This window comes from Mycobacteriales bacterium (assembly GCA_035533475.1).
Classification (GTDB): Bacteria; Actinomycetota; Actinomycetes; order DATLTS01; family DATLTS01; genus DATLTS01.
In genome coordinates this window covers 1-18,149 of sequence record DATLTS010000008.1, presented here as the reverse complement: position 1 = coordinate 18,149, position 18,149 = coordinate 1, and the positions used below count along the sequence as shown (strand labels likewise).

The 18,149-nt window shown below is 67.8% G+C and carries 29 protein-coding genes; 13 read left to right on the top strand and 16 right to left on the bottom strand.

Annotation, left to right across the window (positions count from 1 at the left end; genetic code table 11):
- Positions 1 to 27: 27 nt before the first annotated feature.
- The 3 genes from VNG13_00880 (at position 28) to VNG13_00870 (ending at position 2,647) form a co-directional block, all read left to right on the top strand.
- Positions 28 to 807, top strand: a complete 780-nt coding sequence (locus VNG13_00880; protein HVA59076.1) for a hypothetical protein — start codon at positions 28 to 30, stop codon at positions 805 to 807.
- An 82-nt stretch (positions 808 to 889) separates the two neighbouring features.
- On the top strand, positions 890 to 2,005 hold the full coding sequence (locus VNG13_00875; GenBank protein ID HVA59075.1) for a hypothetical protein: 1,116 nt from the start codon (positions 890 to 892) through the stop codon (positions 2,003 to 2,005).
- A 300-nt stretch (positions 2,006 to 2,305) separates the two neighbouring features.
- On the top strand, positions 2,306 to 2,647 hold the full coding sequence (locus tag VNG13_00870) for a hypothetical protein (GenBank protein HVA59074.1): 342 nt from the start codon (positions 2,306 to 2,308) through the stop codon (positions 2,645 to 2,647).
- Positions 2,648 to 3,044: 397 nt separating this feature from the next.
- On the opposite strand, the gene VNG13_00865 is transcribed toward VNG13_00870, so the two are convergent.
- From VNG13_00865 to VNG13_00855, 3 genes are all read right to left on the bottom strand, one after another.
- Positions 3,045 to 3,311 carry a hypothetical protein gene (locus VNG13_00865; protein HVA59073.1) on the bottom strand — a complete coding sequence of 89 codons (267 nt, stop codon included), beginning with the start codon at positions 3,309 to 3,311 and terminating at the stop codon, positions 3,045 to 3,047.
- Positions 3,312 to 3,313: 2 nt separating this feature from the next.
- On the bottom strand, positions 3,314 to 3,544 hold the full coding sequence (locus VNG13_00860; protein HVA59072.1) for a hypothetical protein: 231 nt from the start codon (positions 3,542 to 3,544) through the stop codon (positions 3,314 to 3,316).
- A gap of 74 nt (positions 3,545 to 3,618) precedes the next feature.
- The gene (locus VNG13_00855; protein ID HVA59071.1) at positions 3,619 to 3,906 is read right to left on the bottom strand and encodes a hypothetical protein; all 288 of its coding nucleotides are present in this window, start codon (positions 3,904 to 3,906) and stop codon (positions 3,619 to 3,621) included.
- Here VNG13_00855 and VNG13_00850 point away from each other — a divergent pair.
- Positions 3,859 to 4,011, top strand: a complete 153-nt coding sequence (locus VNG13_00850) for a hypothetical protein (protein HVA59070.1) — start codon at positions 3,859 to 3,861, stop codon at positions 4,009 to 4,011. The two genes, VNG13_00855 and VNG13_00850, sit on opposite strands and share 48 nt — an antisense overlap.
- Positions 4,012 to 4,285: 274 nt before the next feature.
- Here the strand turns inward: VNG13_00850 and VNG13_00845 are convergent, their stop codons facing one another.
- The 3 genes from VNG13_00845 to VNG13_00835 all read right to left on the bottom strand — a co-directional run bounded on the left by VNG13_00845 (position 4,286) and on the right by VNG13_00835 (position 6,333).
- Positions 4,286 to 4,603, bottom strand: a complete 318-nt coding sequence (locus VNG13_00845; protein HVA59069.1) for a hypothetical protein — start codon at positions 4,601 to 4,603, stop codon at positions 4,286 to 4,288.
- Positions 4,604 to 4,716: 113 nt separating this feature from the next.
- Entirely contained in the window at positions 4,717 to 4,839 is a 123-nt protein-coding gene (locus VNG13_00840; protein ID HVA59068.1) for a hypothetical protein, read from the bottom strand.
- A gap of 552 nt (positions 4,840 to 5,391) precedes the next feature.
- Positions 5,392 to 6,333, bottom strand: coding sequence for a toll/interleukin-1 receptor domain-containing protein (locus VNG13_00835; GenBank protein ID HVA59067.1), 942 nt, complete (start codon positions 6,331 to 6,333; stop codon positions 5,392 to 5,394).
- A gap of 433 nt (positions 6,334 to 6,766) precedes the next feature.
- Here VNG13_00835 and VNG13_00830 point away from each other — a divergent pair, with 433 nt between their 5' ends.
- Positions 6,767 to 7,498, top strand: a complete 732-nt coding sequence (locus tag VNG13_00830) for a hypothetical protein (GenBank protein ID HVA59066.1) — start codon at positions 6,767 to 6,769, stop codon at positions 7,496 to 7,498.
- 33 nt (positions 7,499 to 7,531) lie between these two features.
- Here the strand turns inward: VNG13_00830 and VNG13_00825 are convergent, their stop codons facing one another.
- Both VNG13_00825 and VNG13_00820 read right to left on the bottom strand, forming a co-directional pair.
- Positions 7,532 to 8,182: a hypothetical protein gene (locus VNG13_00825; protein ID HVA59065.1), complete on the bottom strand. Its 651-nt coding sequence runs from the start codon at positions 8,180 to 8,182 to the stop codon at positions 7,532 to 7,534.
- Positions 8,179 to 9,114, bottom strand: a complete 936-nt coding sequence (locus VNG13_00820) for a TIGR04255 family protein (GenBank protein ID HVA59064.1) — start codon at positions 9,112 to 9,114, stop codon at positions 8,179 to 8,181. The genes VNG13_00825 and VNG13_00820 overlap by 4 nt, the downstream gene beginning before the upstream one ends.
- Positions 9,115 to 9,277: 163 nt before the next feature.
- Here VNG13_00820 and VNG13_00815 point away from each other — a divergent pair, with 163 nt between their 5' ends.
- Positions 9,278 to 9,781 carry a hypothetical protein gene (locus tag VNG13_00815; GenBank protein HVA59063.1) on the top strand — a complete coding sequence of 168 codons (504 nt, stop codon included), beginning with the start codon at positions 9,278 to 9,280 and terminating at the stop codon, positions 9,779 to 9,781.
- 1,073 nt (positions 9,782 to 10,854) lie between these two features.
- Here VNG13_00815 and VNG13_00810 read toward each other — a convergent pair.
- The 4 genes from VNG13_00810 to VNG13_00795 form a co-directional block, all read right to left on the bottom strand.
- Complete coding sequence (locus VNG13_00810) at positions 10,855 to 11,127, bottom strand: DUF2442 domain-containing protein (protein ID HVA59062.1); 273 nt, start codon at positions 11,125 to 11,127, stop codon at positions 10,855 to 10,857.
- A gap of 12 nt (positions 11,128 to 11,139) precedes the next feature.
- Complete coding sequence (locus VNG13_00805; GenBank protein HVA59061.1) at positions 11,140 to 11,373, bottom strand: DUF4160 domain-containing protein; 234 nt, start codon at positions 11,371 to 11,373, stop codon at positions 11,140 to 11,142.
- A gap of 337 nt (positions 11,374 to 11,710) precedes the next feature.
- On the bottom strand, positions 11,711 to 12,190 hold the full coding sequence (locus tag VNG13_00800; GenBank protein ID HVA59060.1) for a DinB family protein: 480 nt from the start codon (positions 12,188 to 12,190) through the stop codon (positions 11,711 to 11,713).
- A gap of 126 nt (positions 12,191 to 12,316) precedes the next feature.
- Positions 12,317 to 12,787: a hypothetical protein gene (locus VNG13_00795; protein HVA59059.1), complete on the bottom strand. Its 471-nt coding sequence runs from the start codon at positions 12,785 to 12,787 to the stop codon at positions 12,317 to 12,319.
- Here VNG13_00795 and VNG13_00790 point away from each other — a divergent pair.
- The 4 genes from VNG13_00790 to VNG13_00775 are packed head-to-tail and all read left to right on the top strand — an operon-like array spanning position 12,752 to position 14,387.
- Positions 12,752 to 12,982: an antitoxin gene (locus VNG13_00790; protein HVA59058.1), complete on the top strand. Its 231-nt coding sequence runs from the start codon at positions 12,752 to 12,754 to the stop codon at positions 12,980 to 12,982. The two genes, VNG13_00795 and VNG13_00790, sit on opposite strands and share 36 nt — an antisense overlap.
- A complete protein-coding gene (locus tag VNG13_00785; protein HVA59057.1) occupies positions 12,975 to 13,394 on the top strand; it encodes a TA system VapC family ribonuclease toxin in 420 nt (139 codons plus the stop codon). Before VNG13_00790 ends, VNG13_00785 begins: the two co-directional genes overlap by 8 nt.
- Before the next feature lie 49 nt (positions 13,395 to 13,443).
- Positions 13,444 to 14,127, top strand: a complete 684-nt coding sequence (locus VNG13_00780; GenBank protein HVA59056.1) for a hypothetical protein — start codon at positions 13,444 to 13,446, stop codon at positions 14,125 to 14,127.
- Entirely contained in the window at positions 14,124 to 14,387 is a 264-nt protein-coding gene (locus VNG13_00775; GenBank protein HVA59055.1) for a hypothetical protein, read from the top strand. Before VNG13_00780 ends, VNG13_00775 begins: the two co-directional genes overlap by 4 nt.
- 22 nt (positions 14,388 to 14,409) lie before the next feature.
- Here the strand turns inward: VNG13_00775 and VNG13_00770 are convergent, their stop codons facing one another.
- The 4 genes from VNG13_00770 to VNG13_00755 all read right to left on the bottom strand — a co-directional run bounded on the left by VNG13_00770 (position 14,410) and on the right by VNG13_00755 (position 16,362).
- Positions 14,410 to 14,664, bottom strand: a complete 255-nt coding sequence (locus VNG13_00770) for a type II toxin-antitoxin system RelE/ParE family toxin (GenBank protein ID HVA59054.1) — start codon at positions 14,662 to 14,664, stop codon at positions 14,410 to 14,412.
- A 17-nt stretch (positions 14,665 to 14,681) separates the two neighbouring features.
- Complete coding sequence (locus VNG13_00765; protein ID HVA59053.1) at positions 14,682 to 14,969, bottom strand: type II toxin-antitoxin system Phd/YefM family antitoxin; 288 nt, start codon at positions 14,967 to 14,969, stop codon at positions 14,682 to 14,684.
- Between the two features lie 97 nt (positions 14,970 to 15,066).
- Positions 15,067 to 15,375, bottom strand: coding sequence for a hypothetical protein (locus VNG13_00760; protein ID HVA59052.1), 309 nt, complete (start codon positions 15,373 to 15,375; stop codon positions 15,067 to 15,069).
- A gap of 315 nt (positions 15,376 to 15,690) precedes the next feature.
- Entirely contained in the window at positions 15,691 to 16,362 is a 672-nt protein-coding gene (locus tag VNG13_00755) for a hypothetical protein (protein HVA59051.1), read from the bottom strand.
- A 787-nt stretch (positions 16,363 to 17,149) separates the two neighbouring features.
- Here VNG13_00755 and VNG13_00750 point away from each other — a divergent pair.
- From VNG13_00750 to VNG13_00740, 3 genes are all read left to right on the top strand, one after another.
- A complete protein-coding gene (locus tag VNG13_00750) occupies positions 17,150 to 17,422 on the top strand; it encodes an acyl-CoA thioesterase/BAAT N-terminal domain-containing protein (protein ID HVA59050.1) in 273 nt (90 codons plus the stop codon).
- Positions 17,394 to 17,717: a hypothetical protein gene (locus tag VNG13_00745; protein ID HVA59049.1), complete on the top strand. Its 324-nt coding sequence runs from the start codon at positions 17,394 to 17,396 to the stop codon at positions 17,715 to 17,717. Before VNG13_00750 ends, VNG13_00745 begins: the two co-directional genes overlap by 29 nt.
- Before the next feature lie 186 nt (positions 17,718 to 17,903).
- A partial coding sequence (locus tag VNG13_00740; GenBank protein HVA59048.1) for a hypothetical protein occupies positions 17,904 to 18,149 on the top strand: 246 nt, incomplete at its 3' end.

Here is an 18,149-nt window from a genome sequence, read left to right as displayed (position 1 = left end):
GCCACGGCGAGAAGGATCGGGGAGACGATGACCGCCGGATCCCCCGCAGCCGGGCACCGGGGGCTGCTATTCGGCGTGCCGCTGGAAATTGCCGGGCCGGCGGACCTGGTGGCGTCGCTGGCCGCGGAGCCGCCCTACGGCTGGCGTGCCCCCAGCCGGGCCGACATCCGGCCGGACCAGACCTGGCGACTCGCCCCGACCCCCAGTGGCGTCGAGGTGTGGCGCGGGCCGAGCTGGCTCGCCAGCTGGCCGGCGGATCTCCTCGCTCCGGCCGTCTGGGCCGATGTGGTGCTGTGGGCCGCGGCGCACACGCCGCGCTGGGTGGTCGTTCACGCCGGGGTCATCGGCTGGCGCGGCCGGGGCCTGCTGTTGCCGGGACGTTCCGGCGCAGGCAAGTCGACCCTGGTCGCCGCCCTGGTCGCGTTGGGGGCGGACTACTACAGCGACGAATACGCCCTCCTCGCCGCGGATGGCCGGGCCAGCGCCTACCCGCGGCCGATCGCCACGCCCCCCGAATGCGCCCAGCCCCGGCACGGCCAGCCCAAACCCCCCACGCGCCGGCTGGACGTGAACCTGATCGCGGCCCTGACCTACCTGCCGGGCGCCGTCACCGAACTCAGCGCGCTGTCACCCGGTGCGGGCGCGCTGATCCTGCTGGGCAACGCCGTGGCGGCCCGGACCCGCCCCCGGGCCGTACTCGGCGCGGTCACCGCGGCCGCCACCCGCGCCCAGGGTGTCCGGGGCAATCGCGGCGAGGCCACCGAAGCGGCGACGCAGCTGGTGGCACGTCTCGACGGCGGTTCCTAGCGTCACTCCTGGCGCACCCCGGTCCGCACCCGTAGAGTCTGGCGACGGCTCCAACCCGGGGGTGAACATGCCGCGGTGCCCGATGGCGGTCCACGCCGGCTTCGTGATCAGGGATGTCGGCACCGAGGCCGTCGCCTACAACCTCGCCACCGATCACGCCCACCTGCTGGACGCCCGTGCGCGCAAGGTACTCGCCGCCTGCGACGGATCCCGAGACCTGGCCGCGATCTCCGAGCTGACTCTGCTGGCGCCCGAGGAGGCCGAGGCGGTCCTGTCCGAGCTTACGCAGGTCGGCCTGGTGAGCGTGCCCGCGCGGCTCGCGGCAGCCTTCGATCGTCGGGCCCTGCTCCGTCGTGGTGCTCTGGTCGGCGGTGCTGCCTTCGCCGGATCGGCCGTCGTGTCGATCCTCGCCCCCACCGCTGCCGCGGCATCCTCCACCGCACCGCCGGCCACGGTGTCGCCGGGCACCAGCGGGACGTGGATCAACAACACCGGCTCATCACAGACCTACACCGTCACCCTGACCGGCGGCGGCGGTGGTGGCGGCGGCAGCAGCCCCACAGGAGGCAGCGGCGGCGCCGGGGGTCGGGGTGTCCAGGTGATCGCGAGCATCACGATCCCGAACGGCGTCGGTTTCGCGTACTACTCAGCCAGCGGGGGCGCCGCTGGGGGCGCCGGCACTACCGGCGCAGCCGGCGCCGGCGGGGCCGGCGGGACCAACGGGACGTCGCAGGTTGTCGCGAACACCGAGAGCGGCAGTGGCGGCAGCGGGGGCACCGGAACGGCCCCAGATCTCGGCGGCGGCGGGGGCGGCGGCGCCGCGAGTTACCTGTACCCGATCGACTCAGTCGGCGGGCTGCTGGGTCCCCCGATCCTCATCGCCGGTGGCGGCGGCGGAGGCGGCGGTGGGACCGCCACCGCGGGGACGAGCGGTACGGACGCCACCACCGCCAACTCCGGGACCAACGGCCCCAGTCCCGGAAGCAACGGCTCGAACGGTGGCGGGGGCGGCGGAGGCGGCGAGGGCGTCGGCGGCGCCGGGGCGGGCACGCCGGCAACCGCCGCGACCGGCGGCGCCAGCGGCGGCGGCACCAACAGCAACGTCAACATCACGGTGAACAGCTTCTCGGCCGCCGCGTCCGGCACCGCTGCGGCCGCCGGAGTCGCTGGCTCGGACGGCTCCATCGCGTTCTCCTGACCGGCTTTCCCGGTCCCCGACGTCGCGGGCCACAAACGTCGCGATGGACGTCGGGCCCCTCGCCAAATCGCTCGGCAAGACCGAGCACTTGCCCGCGCGTTCCGCGTCGGTGGCGTCAACGAGGGCATTCGTCCGTTCCAGATCAGACCTCGCGCTCTGCACCGTGGAATGGTCGATCTGCGCGGACCAGCGCCACATGTTCGCGAGCACCCGGACGAGGAGGCGCGGGTCCCCCTCCCGGGATAACCCTCGCAAGCCCGCGAGGTAGTCGTCGCGGACGACAGGCGGCGCGAGGATCCGGTGCTGACCGTGGGCGCTCAGCTCGGCGTTCATGGCCAGGCGCGCGAGGCGGCCCTTGCCGTCGTCGAACCGGTGGACCTCGGAGATGAGGAGCATCGTGAACACGGCCCGGGCGAACGGCACGGACAACCGATCCCCCAGGGCGAATCCGCGTTCCAGGGTGCCCGCCACCAGCTCAGCGGCCACGAACCGGTAGGACCCGAACTGGCTGGCCGGCGGCTTGAACCGTCCGGGGCGCTTTACCGGCCGCGCCGCCCTCGGGCGGGCGTGCCGTCGTTGAAGCTGATGGGGCAGTTCGGGCCCGGGGCGGGGAACATCGCGCTTCCCGCGGGTCGTCGATGAGCCGGTAGGTGCCGGTGACGTCGTGCGCTTCGGCTGGCCGCGCCGGTGGTACCGCGTGGTCGTAGACGATGTGGATCGCCTCGTCGGCGGTGAATTACGTGCCCTCGATGAAGTTGGGGAGGTATGCCTCGAAGAAGGCCCGTTCCCGCACCGGCGCGGGCATCAACACCGGCAACAGCTGGGGGTCCGGATCAAGCTCGCCGCCTCAGCCGATCCCGCCATGCGGCCGGATCGGGCTCTGCCGTAGCGGATCGTGAGTCGACGCGAGCGCCGCTCGTCCAACGGACCATCCTGGCTTCGTCGAGGGGCTGTGTCGCCGATCCGGTCGGGAGCGCCGGCACCAGAGCGTGTCGCACCTGCACCAGAGCCGACCGAGAGCAGACATGCGCGCCGCGTCCTACAGGGAGCTGGTCTCCCCGATGAAGCGGACGACGGGCTGGCCGGGAGAATCCTCTTCCCAGAGCACGAGCCATTCACCGTCGGCGACCGAGCGGAGGATGGCCCACATGCCGTTGCTGAACCGCCGGCGTTTGGCGCGGAGGTCCACCGGTTCGGCCCCGATCCAGTCCAGAGACTCCTCGATGGCCGCGGCCACCCAGGGCAGGGTGGCGTGCAGGCTGTCGAGCTTGTCCGCCGGAATGGGGTCGAGCTGGACGGGCGGCACCGTCAGCTGGGCCGCTGACGTCGAGCCCGGCGCTGCTCGGGGTGGGCTCGGGCGTAGTCGATCTGGGCTTGCAGCGCCGCGTTGGCCATGAATCGTCGTTCGAGCTCCGTGACGACGACGGCCGGTTCGAGGATCAAGGTGCCGTCGGCTTCCTCGCGCATGAGGTAGCGACGGCTTGGCCGACCCAGGCTGGCTCGGCCCCGGGCATCGGTGTCAACGATCTGCTCGCTCACGTCCACAATCCTACCCCATTACCCAGATTGGGCAAGAGGGTTGCGCTCGGGCGCGCCGATCCTGCGCTTCGTGGTCAGGCGACGTGTGGGCGGAGAGTGATATCCAGCTCGGCGTCCAGTGCGGCCGCCCACCTGGCCAGGAGCGGGACGGTAGGGGTGGCGCCGCCCGATTCCAGTCGGTGAAGGGACGGGTCCGCACCTACGTGCTCCACCAGCACCTCATGGACCACCTCCCCGAGCCACCGGGAACCGTTTTGGACGTTGGGGGTGGCGCTGACCATCAGTCCTTCCCGCTGGCCCGGGCCGGCTACGAGGTGACGCGCCTCGATCCTTCCCCAACAATGCTGGGGAAGGCTGAGCACCGGCTACCACAGAGTCCTCAGAGGTCCGCGATCGGGTACGCCTGGTGCAGGCCCGCGGTGAGGACGCGGCCGAGGCAATCGGCGGCCAACCGTTCACGGCGGTGAGGTGTCACGGCGTCTTGATGTACGTAGAGCGGCCGGAGCCGCTCATCAGCTCACTATGCATCGGCCACCGATTCCAACACCACGGTGGGCAGGGTCACAGGTTCCTCGACCTCGACGGCGGCGTTGCGGCCGATCACGTGCTGACGCTACAGCGGGGCAAAACTAGCGGACCGGCATGGGACGACGAGCGTCGGGCGATCCGTGCAACGCGAGCACCGAATCGGCGTCTGTCACGCAGTCCTCGACTCGCGCAAAGGATCGGCTTACAGGACGATCAGCCGGCGGTCCGGCGTAGTTCCTCCAGATCGCGCGAGAGCGCTGCGACGCTCTGGGAGAGCTTGCCCCGATCGATCGGCGGCTCCTCGACTTCCAGGGCGCAGCGGCGGATATAGGCGGTGGGCTTGAGGCCGGCGGACTCAGCCCGAGCCCTGACCGCAGCGACCTCGTTACGCGTGAAGCGCACAGAGATGGTCACCTCCAGCCGGTCGGACCGTTGCACCGGCTCGGGTTCGCCCCACTTACGGTCCTCTCGGTGCTGCTCGTAGTAGTCAGCCAACTGGTTGTCCCTGGCGTCAAGCCCTGGCTCGGTCACGTTTCCTCCCATGCGGTGATCGGCCGAACGAGCTGGTGCCCAGCGTCGTAGCGGGCGACGACGGTTACCAGCTTGCCGCCGTCGGTGCGAGCGGTGAACAAGATGCGGTCGGCTTAGCGGCGATGCCGACGGATCGTGCTTGCGTTGGTGATCACTTGCTCGATCTCCTCCGCCGTGACCCGCCGGCAGGCATGCTCCAGGTTGCTCTCGTCCCACTCGACACCATCGAAGATCACCAGCGCCTCGGCTCGGAGTCCTTGTGTTGCATAGTTGGTATTCTGCAACACGCGTGCTCGAGCCGTCCGGCAGGGGATCCTCCTTCGACGATGGCGGTGCCCCGCCTTGACCTGCGGTGCCAAAAGCCAGGCAAGCCCCCGACCAGGGGCTTTGTCAGCCGACGGGACGACCCCAGTGTCGGCTGCGGCGAGCGATCGGCCAGATTCCTTGAGAGTCGCCTCAAGGGCTCCGGGGTAACCGACGCGGGGCTTCACTTCTCACTCGGGACCGAGGAATGACGGCGGGAAGATCCATGCCCACCCGAACAGATGCCGTCGTCAGCTGCGACTGGCTGGGCAAGGACCGCCTGATCCACGAACGGCGCCTTAGGTCGCCCGAATGACGCCGACTCGGAGCGACCGTAGCTGGCACTCTGTTTGGTGATTCCACGGCCGGGCTGGACCTGGATGGACGTCCCGAGCTGCATAACTATGCGATCAGTGGTCGCACGCGGACTTCGGTGAGCGACCGCGTCGCGGCATGAGCGGATGTTGCAGCCTGCGCAGGAGGAATCAGAAGGGCGGTTCGTCCGGGTCGACTGGCGCGGGCGGTGCAGGTTTGGGCGGCGGCCACGGCTGGCGGTTCTGCTCGTAGAACGGCCTCATCGCTCGTGTCGCGAGCACCCCGCCGTGGAGCTGGTCGTTCGACCACCAAACCTCGTGCAGTCGCTCCCAGTCGCGCGGCGCAAGCGACTCAAGCGCGGCGACGCGTTCGGACGCGGCTCCGGCATCGATGTAGTTGCCGGCGTCTGTCAGCGCGCTGAAGAGCCCGTCAAGGATGGATGGACCGAGTTCGCGCAGTCCTGCCACCCAGCGATAGACGAGCTGCGCAACCTGCTTCGCCATGCGTGCGTGTCCGCTCGGCCACTGCTCCCGACCCACGAAGCCCGCCGGGTCTGCACCCATGCGTACGACGTAGCGCGGGACGCGGCGCCCGAGTGCCCACCCGATCTCCTGGTTGCACCATGCGCTGTCCCGCGCCTCCGGATGCACGAGGGCCACGAAGGCCTCCATCGTTCGGAGAGCATGCTCGATCTGCTCCTGCCATGGCTGGCTGTACTCCATCGCGTCGTGTGCCACGAACGCGTGAATGCCCATGACCGCCAACTCGTCGGCGACTTGGCCGGCGAACTCCTTGTGTTGCGCGGAGTGCGAGAGGAACACGCGGGCGTAGCCGGACTTCCACCCGCTGTCGCTCGGCGCCGACTCCACCACGTTGACGACTTCGTTGGTGTCGACGCCGAGCACGATCCCGTACAACTCGATCAGCGTCTCGTCGCTCGCCTGGGCCAGGACGTCCGCGAGCGAGAATCCGTTCCAGTCGCCGTCCTGCTGTGGCAGTCCGAACTCTCCGAACAGCAGGTTGCGCCGCGAGAAGGTCCACTCTCGGTCCTCTTCGAGCGCATCGGACAGTTGGCTCTTGATGCGGAACCGGTCTCGGTGCGCGAGCGCCATGCCCACATGCTTGCGCAGTCATGCTCCACGGCCGTGTAGCCCCGACCGTGGTGCGGACTAGCAATCCAGTGTGGCCTCGGGCGAGCGGCCGTGAAGGCCGCCTCGTGCGGACCGGCTGGTCGACGGTATGGCCGGGTTCCTCGTAGCGGCATGAACGGATTGCGCCGAGCGACTTGCATACCGGGGCGGGTGCGGTCACGATCTAGCGCCGTCGGCGAACGCCGCCGCGGCGCAAGCACCCGACGCACTGCCGTGCGTGCTAGTTGCCCTGGCCCGCTCGGTGGCCTGCAGCCTTCCCGCACGAGAACCCGCACCTGTGCGCGAATGAGCGCTGTCCGCGCACTGTGCGCCTGGGACGCGTGACCGCCGCGGCGTGCAGTTGCCCGCTGGTAACCGCCCTGACGGGGATACTGACGCGGGAGATGGGAGAGCAGTGAGCAAGCGCATGCTGGTGGCGCCGGACGAGCCGGAGCTGCTCTACGAGTTCGGCATGGACGCCCCACCGGCCACCCGGCCGTACGCCCAGGGCGACGTGCTCCGCGACGTCGTAACCGCGGGCGGCCTTACGCTGCCCCTTTCGATGATCATCGCGCACCCGTGCTCGATGCGGCGATCGGCCACGGAGCTTCGCAAGGAGCTCGTCGTCGCTGAGCTCCGCGTCCTCAAGGTCCTCGACAAGGACGAGTGGCAGACGAAGTACTTCGACTGGTTCCCGCTCCCCGACCTTCGCGGCCAAAACAAGCCCATGGCGGTGTCGTTCCACCAGCTGCATACCGTCAAGACCGACCAGTTCGACGCGCTCGAGCGCGTCACAGTCCTCAGCGAGTACGGCCAGATGGTCCTGCTGCAGCGCTGGATCAACCACCTAGCGCGGTTCATCGCCGACGAGCAGGAGATCACTGAGCTCATCCGGCCCATCCAGCACGAGCTCTCACTGCAGCAGGACTGGTGCGACCGGGCACTGAGCCTCGAGACGATCACTGACCCCGCCGCGCTCGAGGAGCGCATCAACGAGCTCGGAGCCGAGTTCCAGAACCTCCTGGGAGCGTCCGACGATGAGACGTCGCTGCGCTCGCGCCTGCACGGCAAGGAGCCCACCCAGGTCGCGGCGCAGCGCGAAATCCGTGTCGAACTGCAGAGCAGGTACCCGCGCCCCAAGACCTAGGCCGGCCGCATATGCCCGCCCGCGCCTGCCCTGTCAGCCGTTGAAGGGCACCAGGCTCATCTCGCCATCGGGGCCGACCTCGACTTGCAGCCGCCGGTTACGGGTGCTCTGCCAGTCTGGGACGTGCTTGTCGAGCACGACCGTCGCGCCCGTCCGCCGGTAGGCCAGATCGAGAACGTCCTGGGTGTAGCCCAAGCGCAGTAGGTCCAACGCCGTGACCAGCACTGACGGAGTCAGCGGGCTGATCAGCCACGCAACCGGCTCCGCGACAGCCGCGCGCTCCAGGCACTCGAGCAGCGCCAACAGGTGCGCCACCAGCATTCGCGTGCGGCCCTGCGCGGCCTCGCCCCGACGCCACTTGCGGATCGCTGCGGGCGTGACCGAGACCGCCTTGGCGATGTCCGACCACGACATGCCACGGTCCGCCAGGTCCTCAAGCATCTCGACCAGGCTGCTGTCCCGGTTGATCTCCGCAGCCCGGTTCTGCAGGTCGAGCTCGCTAGTGTCGTGGTGGATCGCCTCGACGTCCTGCTGAAGCTGGCTGACCGTGTCGCGCAGACCAGCCGCCTGGTTGTTCAGCGCGCGCGTGTGGCTCGCGGTGCCGTCCTGCCCCAGGTCGGGAACGCGAACGTTCTCGGCCTGGGTCGGCTTGGCATACGGAGTGCCAGGGGCGGCGGTGGTCACAGGACTTCCTTCCGGAACTGCTTAGTGGTGGCCCACAGGAACGTGGCCTCGATCGGCGCATGCAGCTCCCGCACCGTGCTCAACAACGAAGAGGGGTCATACGGTTCCGCGCTCGCTGGAGCGCTAGGCCAGAATCCGTCAAGATCAACCAGGAAGAAGGGGCCGTCAGGGGGCGTCACAGGCCGGCGCAGCGGGTCATTGCCGACCGCCGGCGGACCGAACACCGGCCCGAACCGCGCGACCAGCGCCCGATGACGGCTCAGCTGCCAGCTCAGCACCGTCTGCGCCCCGCTGAACTCGACCCCGTCGACACCGGCAGCGCCCAGGGCTGCCGTTGCACCATCGAGACCCGCGAGCAACTCCGGACACACCCACGATTCCCACTGCCGCGGCGTCTCGATGCTCACGGCCACCCGCAGTTCATTGACGTACCGAAGACCGACCCGCTCGACCGCTTGCGGCGGCGCGACCTCACCGATTGCTACCAGCGCCGCCTCGAGCAATCCGGTGAAGACCTCGACGGTCTCGTACGCGGTTGTCTCCAACGTGATCGATCCCGCCGCCAGCGTCAGCGACGTCGTGCTGTCCGCCGCCATCAGGCGCAGCACAGTCTGGCCAGGCTGCGGCGGGCCACCGACGACGATGGCTTGGCGATGCTCCCGGCGGGCGACCGGCAGCGTGCCGACGCGGTCCTGGATAGCCGCCAGCGTCTCGTCCTTGACAAGGGCGGGGTTGTACGAGGTGCGGATCTCCGCTGCGACGAACGCCAGCGGCTTGATCTTGTCCATGACAGCCTCCCCTTCCTCTCGTACCAGGACGGTACCTAGAGTAGAACCGTCAGGGAACCGTATCGGCATGCCCGAAGGTGGCGTGAAGCGCCACGCACAGGATTCACAGGCGCAGACTGGCGGCAGCATGCAGCCGCGGGCCACAGGTCATCAGTTAGTGCGCGGCACAGTGCGACACAGTTGCTCTACATAGTGGAGACCTGTTATTCTTTTCTTCGCCGGCAAAGTGCCGGCCACCTGGGCCTGACACGCACGGGTGCCCACTACCGGTCAGGGGACCTCCCCGCCGGCAGATCGGAGCAAGGGCATGACCGCAACACTCACGTACGAGGTCCCCCTACAGGGGCTCAACAGCGAGACGATCGCCGCCCTGCACGCGGCGATCATTGAGCAGATCGAGCAGTACACCCAGCCGGGGCACATCCTGACGGTTGCTCACACGCCGATCGAGCTCGACGAAGACACCAACATCGACGGCTGGACCCCCGCGCTCGCCGCGGAGTTCCTCGAGCGGCTCCGGGCCGACGGCAGCCGCGTCCAGGCCGACGTCATCGTCGCTGCAGCCAGGTGCGGCGGCAGCATTGAGCGCGCCGACGTGTTCGCCATCGCCGGCTGGGACGCCACCGAGCGGTCACTCAAGGGCTTCACTCGGCCCGTGAATCGGATCGTGCAGCAGATGCGTGAGGAGGACCTCCTGCCCGACGAGGCCCCGCGGCCGATCGAGCCGCAGTACAGCGAGACCCGCCGCGGCTACCAGCAGGCGCGCGGCTTCGAGATCCCCAACGGGCTCGCGCCGCTCTTCGCGCAGTAGCCACCCAGCACCATGCGACGGCCCCCACCAGCTGGCGGGGGCCGTCGCGCGTCCGCCATCCCGCGGCATTGTCGACCGGCCACCTCCGCACAGGCGAAACCAGGTTGAAATCTCAGTTCCGCACCGGCCAGCCGCCGGAGTCTCGCCTTTGCGAGCCGCAGTCTCACTCCCGCATGGGCGGGACTCGCGTCGCACTACCCAGAAGCAGCAAGCACCCCGTCCGTGGACCTGCCGGCCGTGCTTACGCCGGCCACAAGGATGCGTCCGCGTGCCGAATCTCGCCCCGAAGCCGTAGGTCCTATGGCGAGCAGATGCACGCTCATCGGCATGAGCGGGATCCGGGCTCCCCGCGGAAGAACGCATAACGAGCCGCTCGGGTGCATGTGCATGCGCTAAGGAGGGCCCGCACCTATCGGGGCTGAACCAATCAGAACCGTCACTATCGGGCGGGCTCCGACATCCGGCTCCTCCCGACCCGAGCAGAGACGCCGGGTATTTCCGGCCACTCTGCGTGGATCAAGCTATCGTTACCCGAGAGCGCGCCGTTATAGAGCGGGCGAGACGTCCCGTCCAGTGTCGCGTACCTCTCACGAGACCGCTGCGGATTGGAATCCTCCCCGTCGGCGAGGTGTCACAGCACGCCCTGTGGAAAACGTCGCTGCTCACGACTGAGGCGGAAAGCCTTGTAAACACAGGGAAACGGCCCCCCCGAGCGAACCGATCGGCCAGATTCCTTGAGAGTCGCCTTCAGGGCTCGGGGGTAACCAACGCAGGCGTGCATTTCACGCTCAAGGACGCGTCGTGATGCCGGTCGACAGGGTTCCAGTAACCGCCGATGCACTGACCGCAGGCGGCCGATAACGCTCGCCACGACCGGTGTTCGGACAACCTCACACCGGCGATCCCACGGCGGTTCAATCCGGCCGAACGATGATGCCGCTCGCGGGGCGCCCCGGTACGGCTGATACCGCTCGCCGAAACATCCTTGGATCCAGCACGCTCACACCGGCGATCGCGCGCGGTTCCCGAACGCTCGTAATAGAGAAGACCGGCCGGATGGCGCCGAGGCTGGCTCAGCCAGCTGACGCGAGCGGGCCGGACGCGGGAAGAGCGTCGCCATGAAGGACGTCCGGGTCGATGTCTGCCCCGTTGGGCCACGCAATCGTCCCGATCTCGGGGTCAACTCTGACCGTGGAGAACACGTCGTAGTCGGCCAGCACGGGCGCAAAGATCTCGCCCCACAGGAACGGAGCAAGGTCGACGCGACGGATTGAACCGTCGTCGAAGGTCAGGTCGACGATGTAGTCGGCCACGACGACGACCCCGGTCACGTGCCGCACAGCCACGTACCTCCCAATTCAGTCCAGTGGATCAATGCTAGCCGGGACCCGGCCATCCCGAAGGCTCTCCCAGGCTCTCCGCAACTCCGTCAGGTGCAACAGGCGCCATTCTTCGACCAGGCGCAGGGCTCGACCGCTGAGGGTGGCGCCGGGCAGGACCTTCCCTGTGGCGATGACCACGCGGGCGACCTGCTCGGCGCGCTTCACATGGAAGTGAGGCGGATCATGATCGTTAGTGGGCATGAAGATCATCCCTCCTGCCAGGGACCATGTAGCCGGCGTTCCCGCTCATTGCGATTGGGAGGATCGTGGCTAATCGGTTTCTCCTCAACCCATCCAGAGCTGCGGAGGCGGCAAACCGGCAGGCCGAAGACAACCGGCTCCCCCAAGCTGTTGTCTTGGCGCTCACGAGCAGGCTGGCCTACAGATCTGTCCTGCCGACGTGTCGACCGGCCTACCGGTGGGATATCCGGTCCTGACGATTGCCCGCGGTGGCTACGCCGCCACGGTCCGGAGTTCGTTATCGACCGTTCAGCTGGACCTGCGTGCTCCCGGTCTTTCAGCGGCCTTAAGACCTGGGTCTCAGAACTCAGCCGGCAAGCACCTGTTCGCGCAGGATGTCGGCGTGTCCGCAGTGGTGGGCCAGCTCTCGGAGAACCTGCAGGTACACCCAGCGAAGCGTCCGCGGCCCCGCCGGATGGCCGGTCACGATGGCATCCAGTGGCAGGTCCGCAACCACCGTCCGGGCCGTCCCGCAGGCTTCCCTGTGGGCTGCCGTGACCGAGGCGACGGTGTCCTCGTCGGTGAGCCGGAAGGACTCCTCCGGGTTAGGTGCCAGGCCGAGCTCCCGACGCGACGTGCCGCCGACGCACTCCTCGAACCACACCCGCTGCATCCACGTGAGGTGCTTGAGCAATCCGAGCAATGTCGTCGCGGACGAGACGAGGTGGCGACGGGCCTGCTCCTCGGTGAGGCAGTGGAGGGTCACCTCGAGGGCACAGCGGTACTCCTCGACGAACGCGTCGAGCTGGGTGCGTTCATCGCCCAGCGGCACGTCGAACGAACCCATCACGTCTCCCAACTCGCCGCAGGCCGATGGCCACAGCAGCTGGTGCGAGCGGCGGCCACGGCGACGTTGACGATCCTGGTCTCAGGACTCTTGCTGCTCAGTCGGCGCAGGTTGATCGTATGCAGCTCAGCGCATTGTCGCAGCCTGGTCGGCATTCGACTGGCCCTCCATAGCTGAACTCCGCAGGCACTGGCCGTCGGCGCGACCCTGCTCGTCATCGGCCGGCCGATCGCCGGCGCAGCCGACCCTGGTGCGGCGGCGGCCCGGATCGCCGCGGCGATCAAGGATGTGGCGACGCTTTAGCTGCAGACCGAGCTTGGCGAACAGCTCCAGCGCGTACCGGGTGGAGGCGTCCGACCCGTGCCCGAAGGCCTCGTCGATCACGGCGAACCGGAAGTCTCGCGACCGCTCGGCTGGAGCTGCTGAGCAGCCGCACCCTGCCTGACCGCCGCGCCTCAGGCCATGGTTGACCCACCCAGCGGCCAGGACCGACGGCTCTGCACGGTCGCCGTGGAGCGCGATCGCCTTGCGGTTCACATTGATGCGAAATACGATGCAGTGATGCGGACCACGATCGATCTCCCCGACGATCTGCATCAGGCAGCCGCGCTGATCGCCCGCGACCGGCACCAGACCCTGAGCCGGACGGTCGCGAGCCTGCTGCGCTCAGCGCTTGCAGTCGAGACGCACAACGCCACGATCGAGATCGATCCCGACAGCGGGCTGCCGACCTTGCGCGTCGGGCGGCGGATCACCGCAGAGGACGTGGCCGCGGTCGACGAGGATGGTTGAGCGCACCCGGGGCGCGTGTCTTTTGGACGCCAACGTGCTGGTGGCCCTGGTGGTGGCCGAGCACGTGCACCACGAGGCGGCCCGGGCATGGTTTCGCCGAGCCGGCCGGTTCGCGACCTGTCCGACCGTGCAGGGCACGCTCCTCAGACTGCTCGTCCGCCAGGGCACGAGCAGCGGTGACGCGCGCGCAGCGCTGACGGTGCTGACCGGACATGCCCGCCACGAGCAGTGGCTCGACGACCTCACCTATCTCGAAGTCGACCTATCGCGTGTGCTTGGCCACCGACAGGTGACCGACGCATACCTCGCCGGCCTGGCAAGGTCCCGTCGTGGCCGAGTAGCGACGCTCGATCGCGGCTTCGCGGTGACAGCCTCGGATGTGGCCGAGCTGGTGCCCGTTGATGCCGGTTGAGACGGCCGCTCCGCGAGCAGCGACCGAAGACAGGCAGTGGTCGGAGGGCATGTACCTCTGGCCCGTCGTCGACGTCCTGCGCATCGCCCCCGAACGGCTCTGGTCGATCGCGCTCGATCCCGACACCGGCATCCCATGCTGGGACGAGGACGGCTTGGCCGCAGCTCGGAACTATTCGATGTTGTCCATCAAGGTCGGCCTGCACGCGCTGCGCCAGGAGGCCGCCGACTGGACCGTCACCGCCTCGGCGGCCCGGCTCGGCGGGCCCGCCTCGGCGGCCCGGCTTGGCACGCCGTGCGTGGCCGTGCGTGGCCGTGCCTGGCCGTGCCTGGCCGTGCCTGGCCGTGCCTGGCGGCAGGTGCTGGCGGCGGGTGCTGGCGGCAGGTGCTGGCACGATGGGCGCATGGGCGACATGCGTCGACGGCGGCCGGAGCGTCCACCCGGACCACCGCAGGTCCAGATCAAGCCGGGGCTCGCCCAGGAGATGCTGGCTGAACTCGCGCCGCTGCTCGCCGAGGAAGGCATCGACGTCGAAGACATCGACGTCCCCGACCTCGAGACCCTGCAAGCGGCGATGAACCGCGCCGTCGAACGGGCGAACATGGCCCGGTTCACCCCCGTCGGGGCCGCCCGCGAACTCGCGGTCGCGGTTCTCGCACGCACGGTCCGCCCCGGCGGCTGGCTACTAGTCGCCTTCCACGTCGAGAGCCCGACTTTGCCAGTGGGCAGGTGAACCACCTCACCAGCTGGTTCGGCGAGCGTGTCGACATCGACGGCTACTTCCTCGATCCCGACGAAGTGAAGGTCGAGATCGAGGACGCCGGATTTCAGGTCACGGCAACCATCGATCGTCAGCCTCGCCCCGAAGTGGAGTATCCGAGCCGGCGCTGCTACATCCTCGCCCAACGACCCTCTGCGCCATCACCCGAGCGAGATCGCCGGCACTGGGCAGTTGGGCCGCGACTGCGCGGCACCGAATGGCTGATCTTCTGAGGCGGCGCGTCCTACCGGCGCGTCACCTGCGCCGGTAGACGTCTGATCGGTGGTCGATGCTTTCGACCCGAACCCGCCGTTGATCGTCATCAATCCGGTAGACGACGCGATAGCTGCCGCGCCTCGCCGCGTGCCTGCCAGCGAGTTCGAGATGAAGTGGTCGTCCGACACGGTGTGGGCTGTCAGCCAAAGGTCCGTAAACGAACTCGGCGACGGCGGTGACGATCTTCTCCGGCAGCCGTAGTAGATCGCGCTGTGCTGTCGGCGACCACGTCACCTCGAACGCCGGCCCGGTCACCGTCGGCGAGCGCGGTCAAGCAGTTGCTCCTTGGTGAGGACCTCGTCCAAACCGGCAGCGATCTCCGCTTCCGCCTTCTTGATGCGTTTCATCAGCGCGGGGTCGCTCAAGATCTCAAGCGTCTCTTCGAGACCTTCGAGGTCTTCGATGCTCAGCACGACAGCCGCGGGCCGGCCGTGTTTGGTGATCACGACGCGGCCGTGTTCGCGCTCCAGCCGATCCACAACCTCGGAGAGGCGGTTCTTCACGTCCGCGAGGGGCATATGTTCCACCGCTGATGTCATGGCCATAAGTATAGCCACATCCCCAGCGCAGACAGTGTCCGCGAGCGCCGGCACCCGGACGCTGGGGCTGAGCCTCTGCGGTGGACGAGAAGGGTCGCTACGGCTCGGTCGACTCGGCCGACAGTGCGGTCTCGATTCGGCGGGCGCCCAGCGGCTCTGACAGCTGCACGGTCTCCGTCTTGAGGATCAGCTGCAAGGTCCCCAAGACGATCTCCCCGCGACCCATCCGGGCTGCGACCTCAGGTAGGTACCGCAGCAACACCCGGACACGAACTTCGACGCTGGTCTCGGTTACATCGATATGGTCCAGCTCCTCCAGCGAGCCGTGGCCATGCTCGACTAGCAGCGATCGTTCGCCGTCGGGCAATACTGACTCTGGTCGCACTGCGCGAGTGCCGACGTCCATGGTGGTTGCCTTCGCTTGACGGACATGTGGCCGTGTCAACTCGACTTGGCCCCAGGATGACGGGGCGGATTCCAGTGATCGTCGCAACACGTTGACTGATTCTTGAGGAGGCGGTGGGGCCAGATCATGCTGACAGGGCCAGACATGCTTGCAACGAAAGCATCGCCTCGAGCCGAGCGCCGGCGCTCGGCCTGGGAAGCCTCCGCAAGCGGTCACTCTAGGAGGAACTGCTGGCTCGCGTGTCGTCGGGCGCAACCACCCGGACCTCCGGGGTCAGCGGTTGCAGGGTGACCGAGCACGCTCCTCGGCCTCGAGTCAGCTGATCTGCACGCTGTTAAGGATCTTCGTCGCCAGTGGCGTGTCGCTCGGGGGTAGCGCGACGCGGTAGGTCGCGTAGCCGTTAGCCTCACCCCTGCTCTTGGTCACGAGCACGACGCCGTTCACGTCGTAGCCGAGCCACGGCTTCTCCTGGAAGCCAGCACCCGCCCGACCGTCAAAGATGAACGAGCTGATGGTGTTCGCCGGCAGCACCGCTCGCGGGTTACCGGCCGGATTCTGCCCGCTGTTCGTCACACAGCCGGTGCAACCGGATGCGGAGAACTCGAAGCGCGCGGTCGGATTGGCCGGATCGAAATAAAGGACGTCGTCATGGTCGGACGGGATGCTCTGGTCCAAGTATGCCCAGCCGGCCGGAACCAGCACGCTGCCACCCGGGATGCTGCGGCGGACCAATGCCGATCCGAGGTAACTGACCGACGCCCCGGATCCATCGGACACCGTCCCGCTGCCCCAAAGTTCACCGTCGATGCCGGCCCCGATCGGCGACTGTGGCCCGGAGGTCGTTGCCGGTGAGGCGGCCACCGCCGAAGGACTTGGCGTCTGAACACTCGCTTGCAGTGCCCTGACATCCGCGTTGTACTCGGAAACCGTCCCAGGAGTCAGCGCCAGCTGACCGATCGTCCCGTCGCTTTGCGGAAGGTTGATCACCAGCTGCCGCAAGCGCCTTGAGCCCGTTCTGGGTCAACGACTTGATCCACGGACCAGGTGTTTCCGCGGCTCGCTCAATCGAGTCCCAGAACCGCACGATCAATGCGAGCATCTCCCAGGAATTCATCTGGCGTCCGCTCGTGAGGAATACAGCTCGCACCCCGTGAGCGATCAGCAACCGGCGCTCGACCGGGTGAGGTGTATCTGAGTTAGCGATACAAGATCGCCTTGAATTACCCCACATCTAGGGGTCCTGCCGGGTCGTCTTGCTGTTAACCATGTTACAGCAAGGACATGTTTCGACGCGGCTCGGCGTGGGTGCGCTACGTCTGCGCCAGACGCCAGAATTCGGCGGAGATCGCTGAGTGACTCACGCCAGCCGGCCGCCGAAACCGCGCCTACGCCGCTTCTCGGCAAGTCGCGGCCACGACGAGGAACAGCGACACCGGGACGGCAGTAGCCGTGCACTCGCCAGGTTCCCGTGCAGGGGCCGGGGCGGCAACCCGCCGGCCGGCGATGTGGGTGATCCGACCGTGGTGGTTGCTACAGTGGCTGTTCGTGCGTTTCGGGTTGCCGCGGTCGGCTAGGTGTTCGGTCACGCTTGGGGTGGCGTGCGCGGTTGTGGCGGCTGTGGCCGGCTGCGGCGGGGGCACCTCCACGCATGTCAGGCTGCTTGCTGATCAGCCCGTGGCGCTGCTCGACGCACCGGTCCGGGTCAGCGTGATCGGGTTGGCCCGGGTGAGCGGGTCACCGTTCGGGCGACGGCTGATGACGCGGACGGGCGGGCCTGGTTATCGTCGGTGGTCTTCGCCGCGAACCGGGCGGGGATCGTGGATCTGGCCAAAACGCCGCGCTGGCGGGCAGCTACTCCGACGTCGAGCCGGCCGGGCTGCTGTGGTCGATGAACCGGATCGGCGGGGATCCGCAGACCTCCTACGCGTTGGCGGACCCGACGCGCACCGCCGCGGTCGAGTCGGTGACCGTGTCGGTTACAAATCAGAACCACGGCCGGCAGACCATGGAGGTCGAATATGACAGCAACCCTGAAGCTGACGCATAAAGCACGCGGAGTCGAGGTTCGACGTGGCACGTACGACATCGTGGTTGACGGTCAGCGTGCCGGATCCCTCGAAATGAACGAGACCATCGAGATACAAGTCGAACCTGGACGTCACACCCTGCAAATTCGCAGTGGCCGAAACTCCAGCCGAACTCAGACCTTCGACGCCGCAGAGAGCCAAACCGTCGCCTTCCGATGCACCGGAAAGAGCTTTCTGCCGATCTTCCTCGCGTCCTTCGTCGTCCCCAGCCTGGCGCTCCAGCTCCGCCGTGAAGCCGATGATCGGTCGCTGTGACGACATCGTCGCAGGCCGAGATCAATCCGGAAACAAACGCCGCACTGATTTATGGAGTACTCCAGATGGACCCAGCGGCGATCGCCGACGCTCGCGAGAGTTGATACGCCCGGTACGGCACTTTTCGGGCTAGGCCAGGTTGCATGTGGAACCGCTCGATCTCCGGCAAGAGTGGACGGTCAATGGATGTGCATTCGGACTGCCCGGTACCCTCTCGGGGTGGCCTCACCCACTAGGACCCGCTACGTCCAGGTCGGTGGCGTGGACGTTGCCTACCAGGTGCTCGGCAATGGGCCGAGCGACATCCTCTTGTGGACCGGGTTTCTGATCCCGATCGACTGCATGGACGAAGAACCGTCCATGGCACGATTTCAGCGTCGTCTAGCTTCCTTCGGTCGACTCATCCGGTTTGATCCGCCGAGGTCGTCGTTT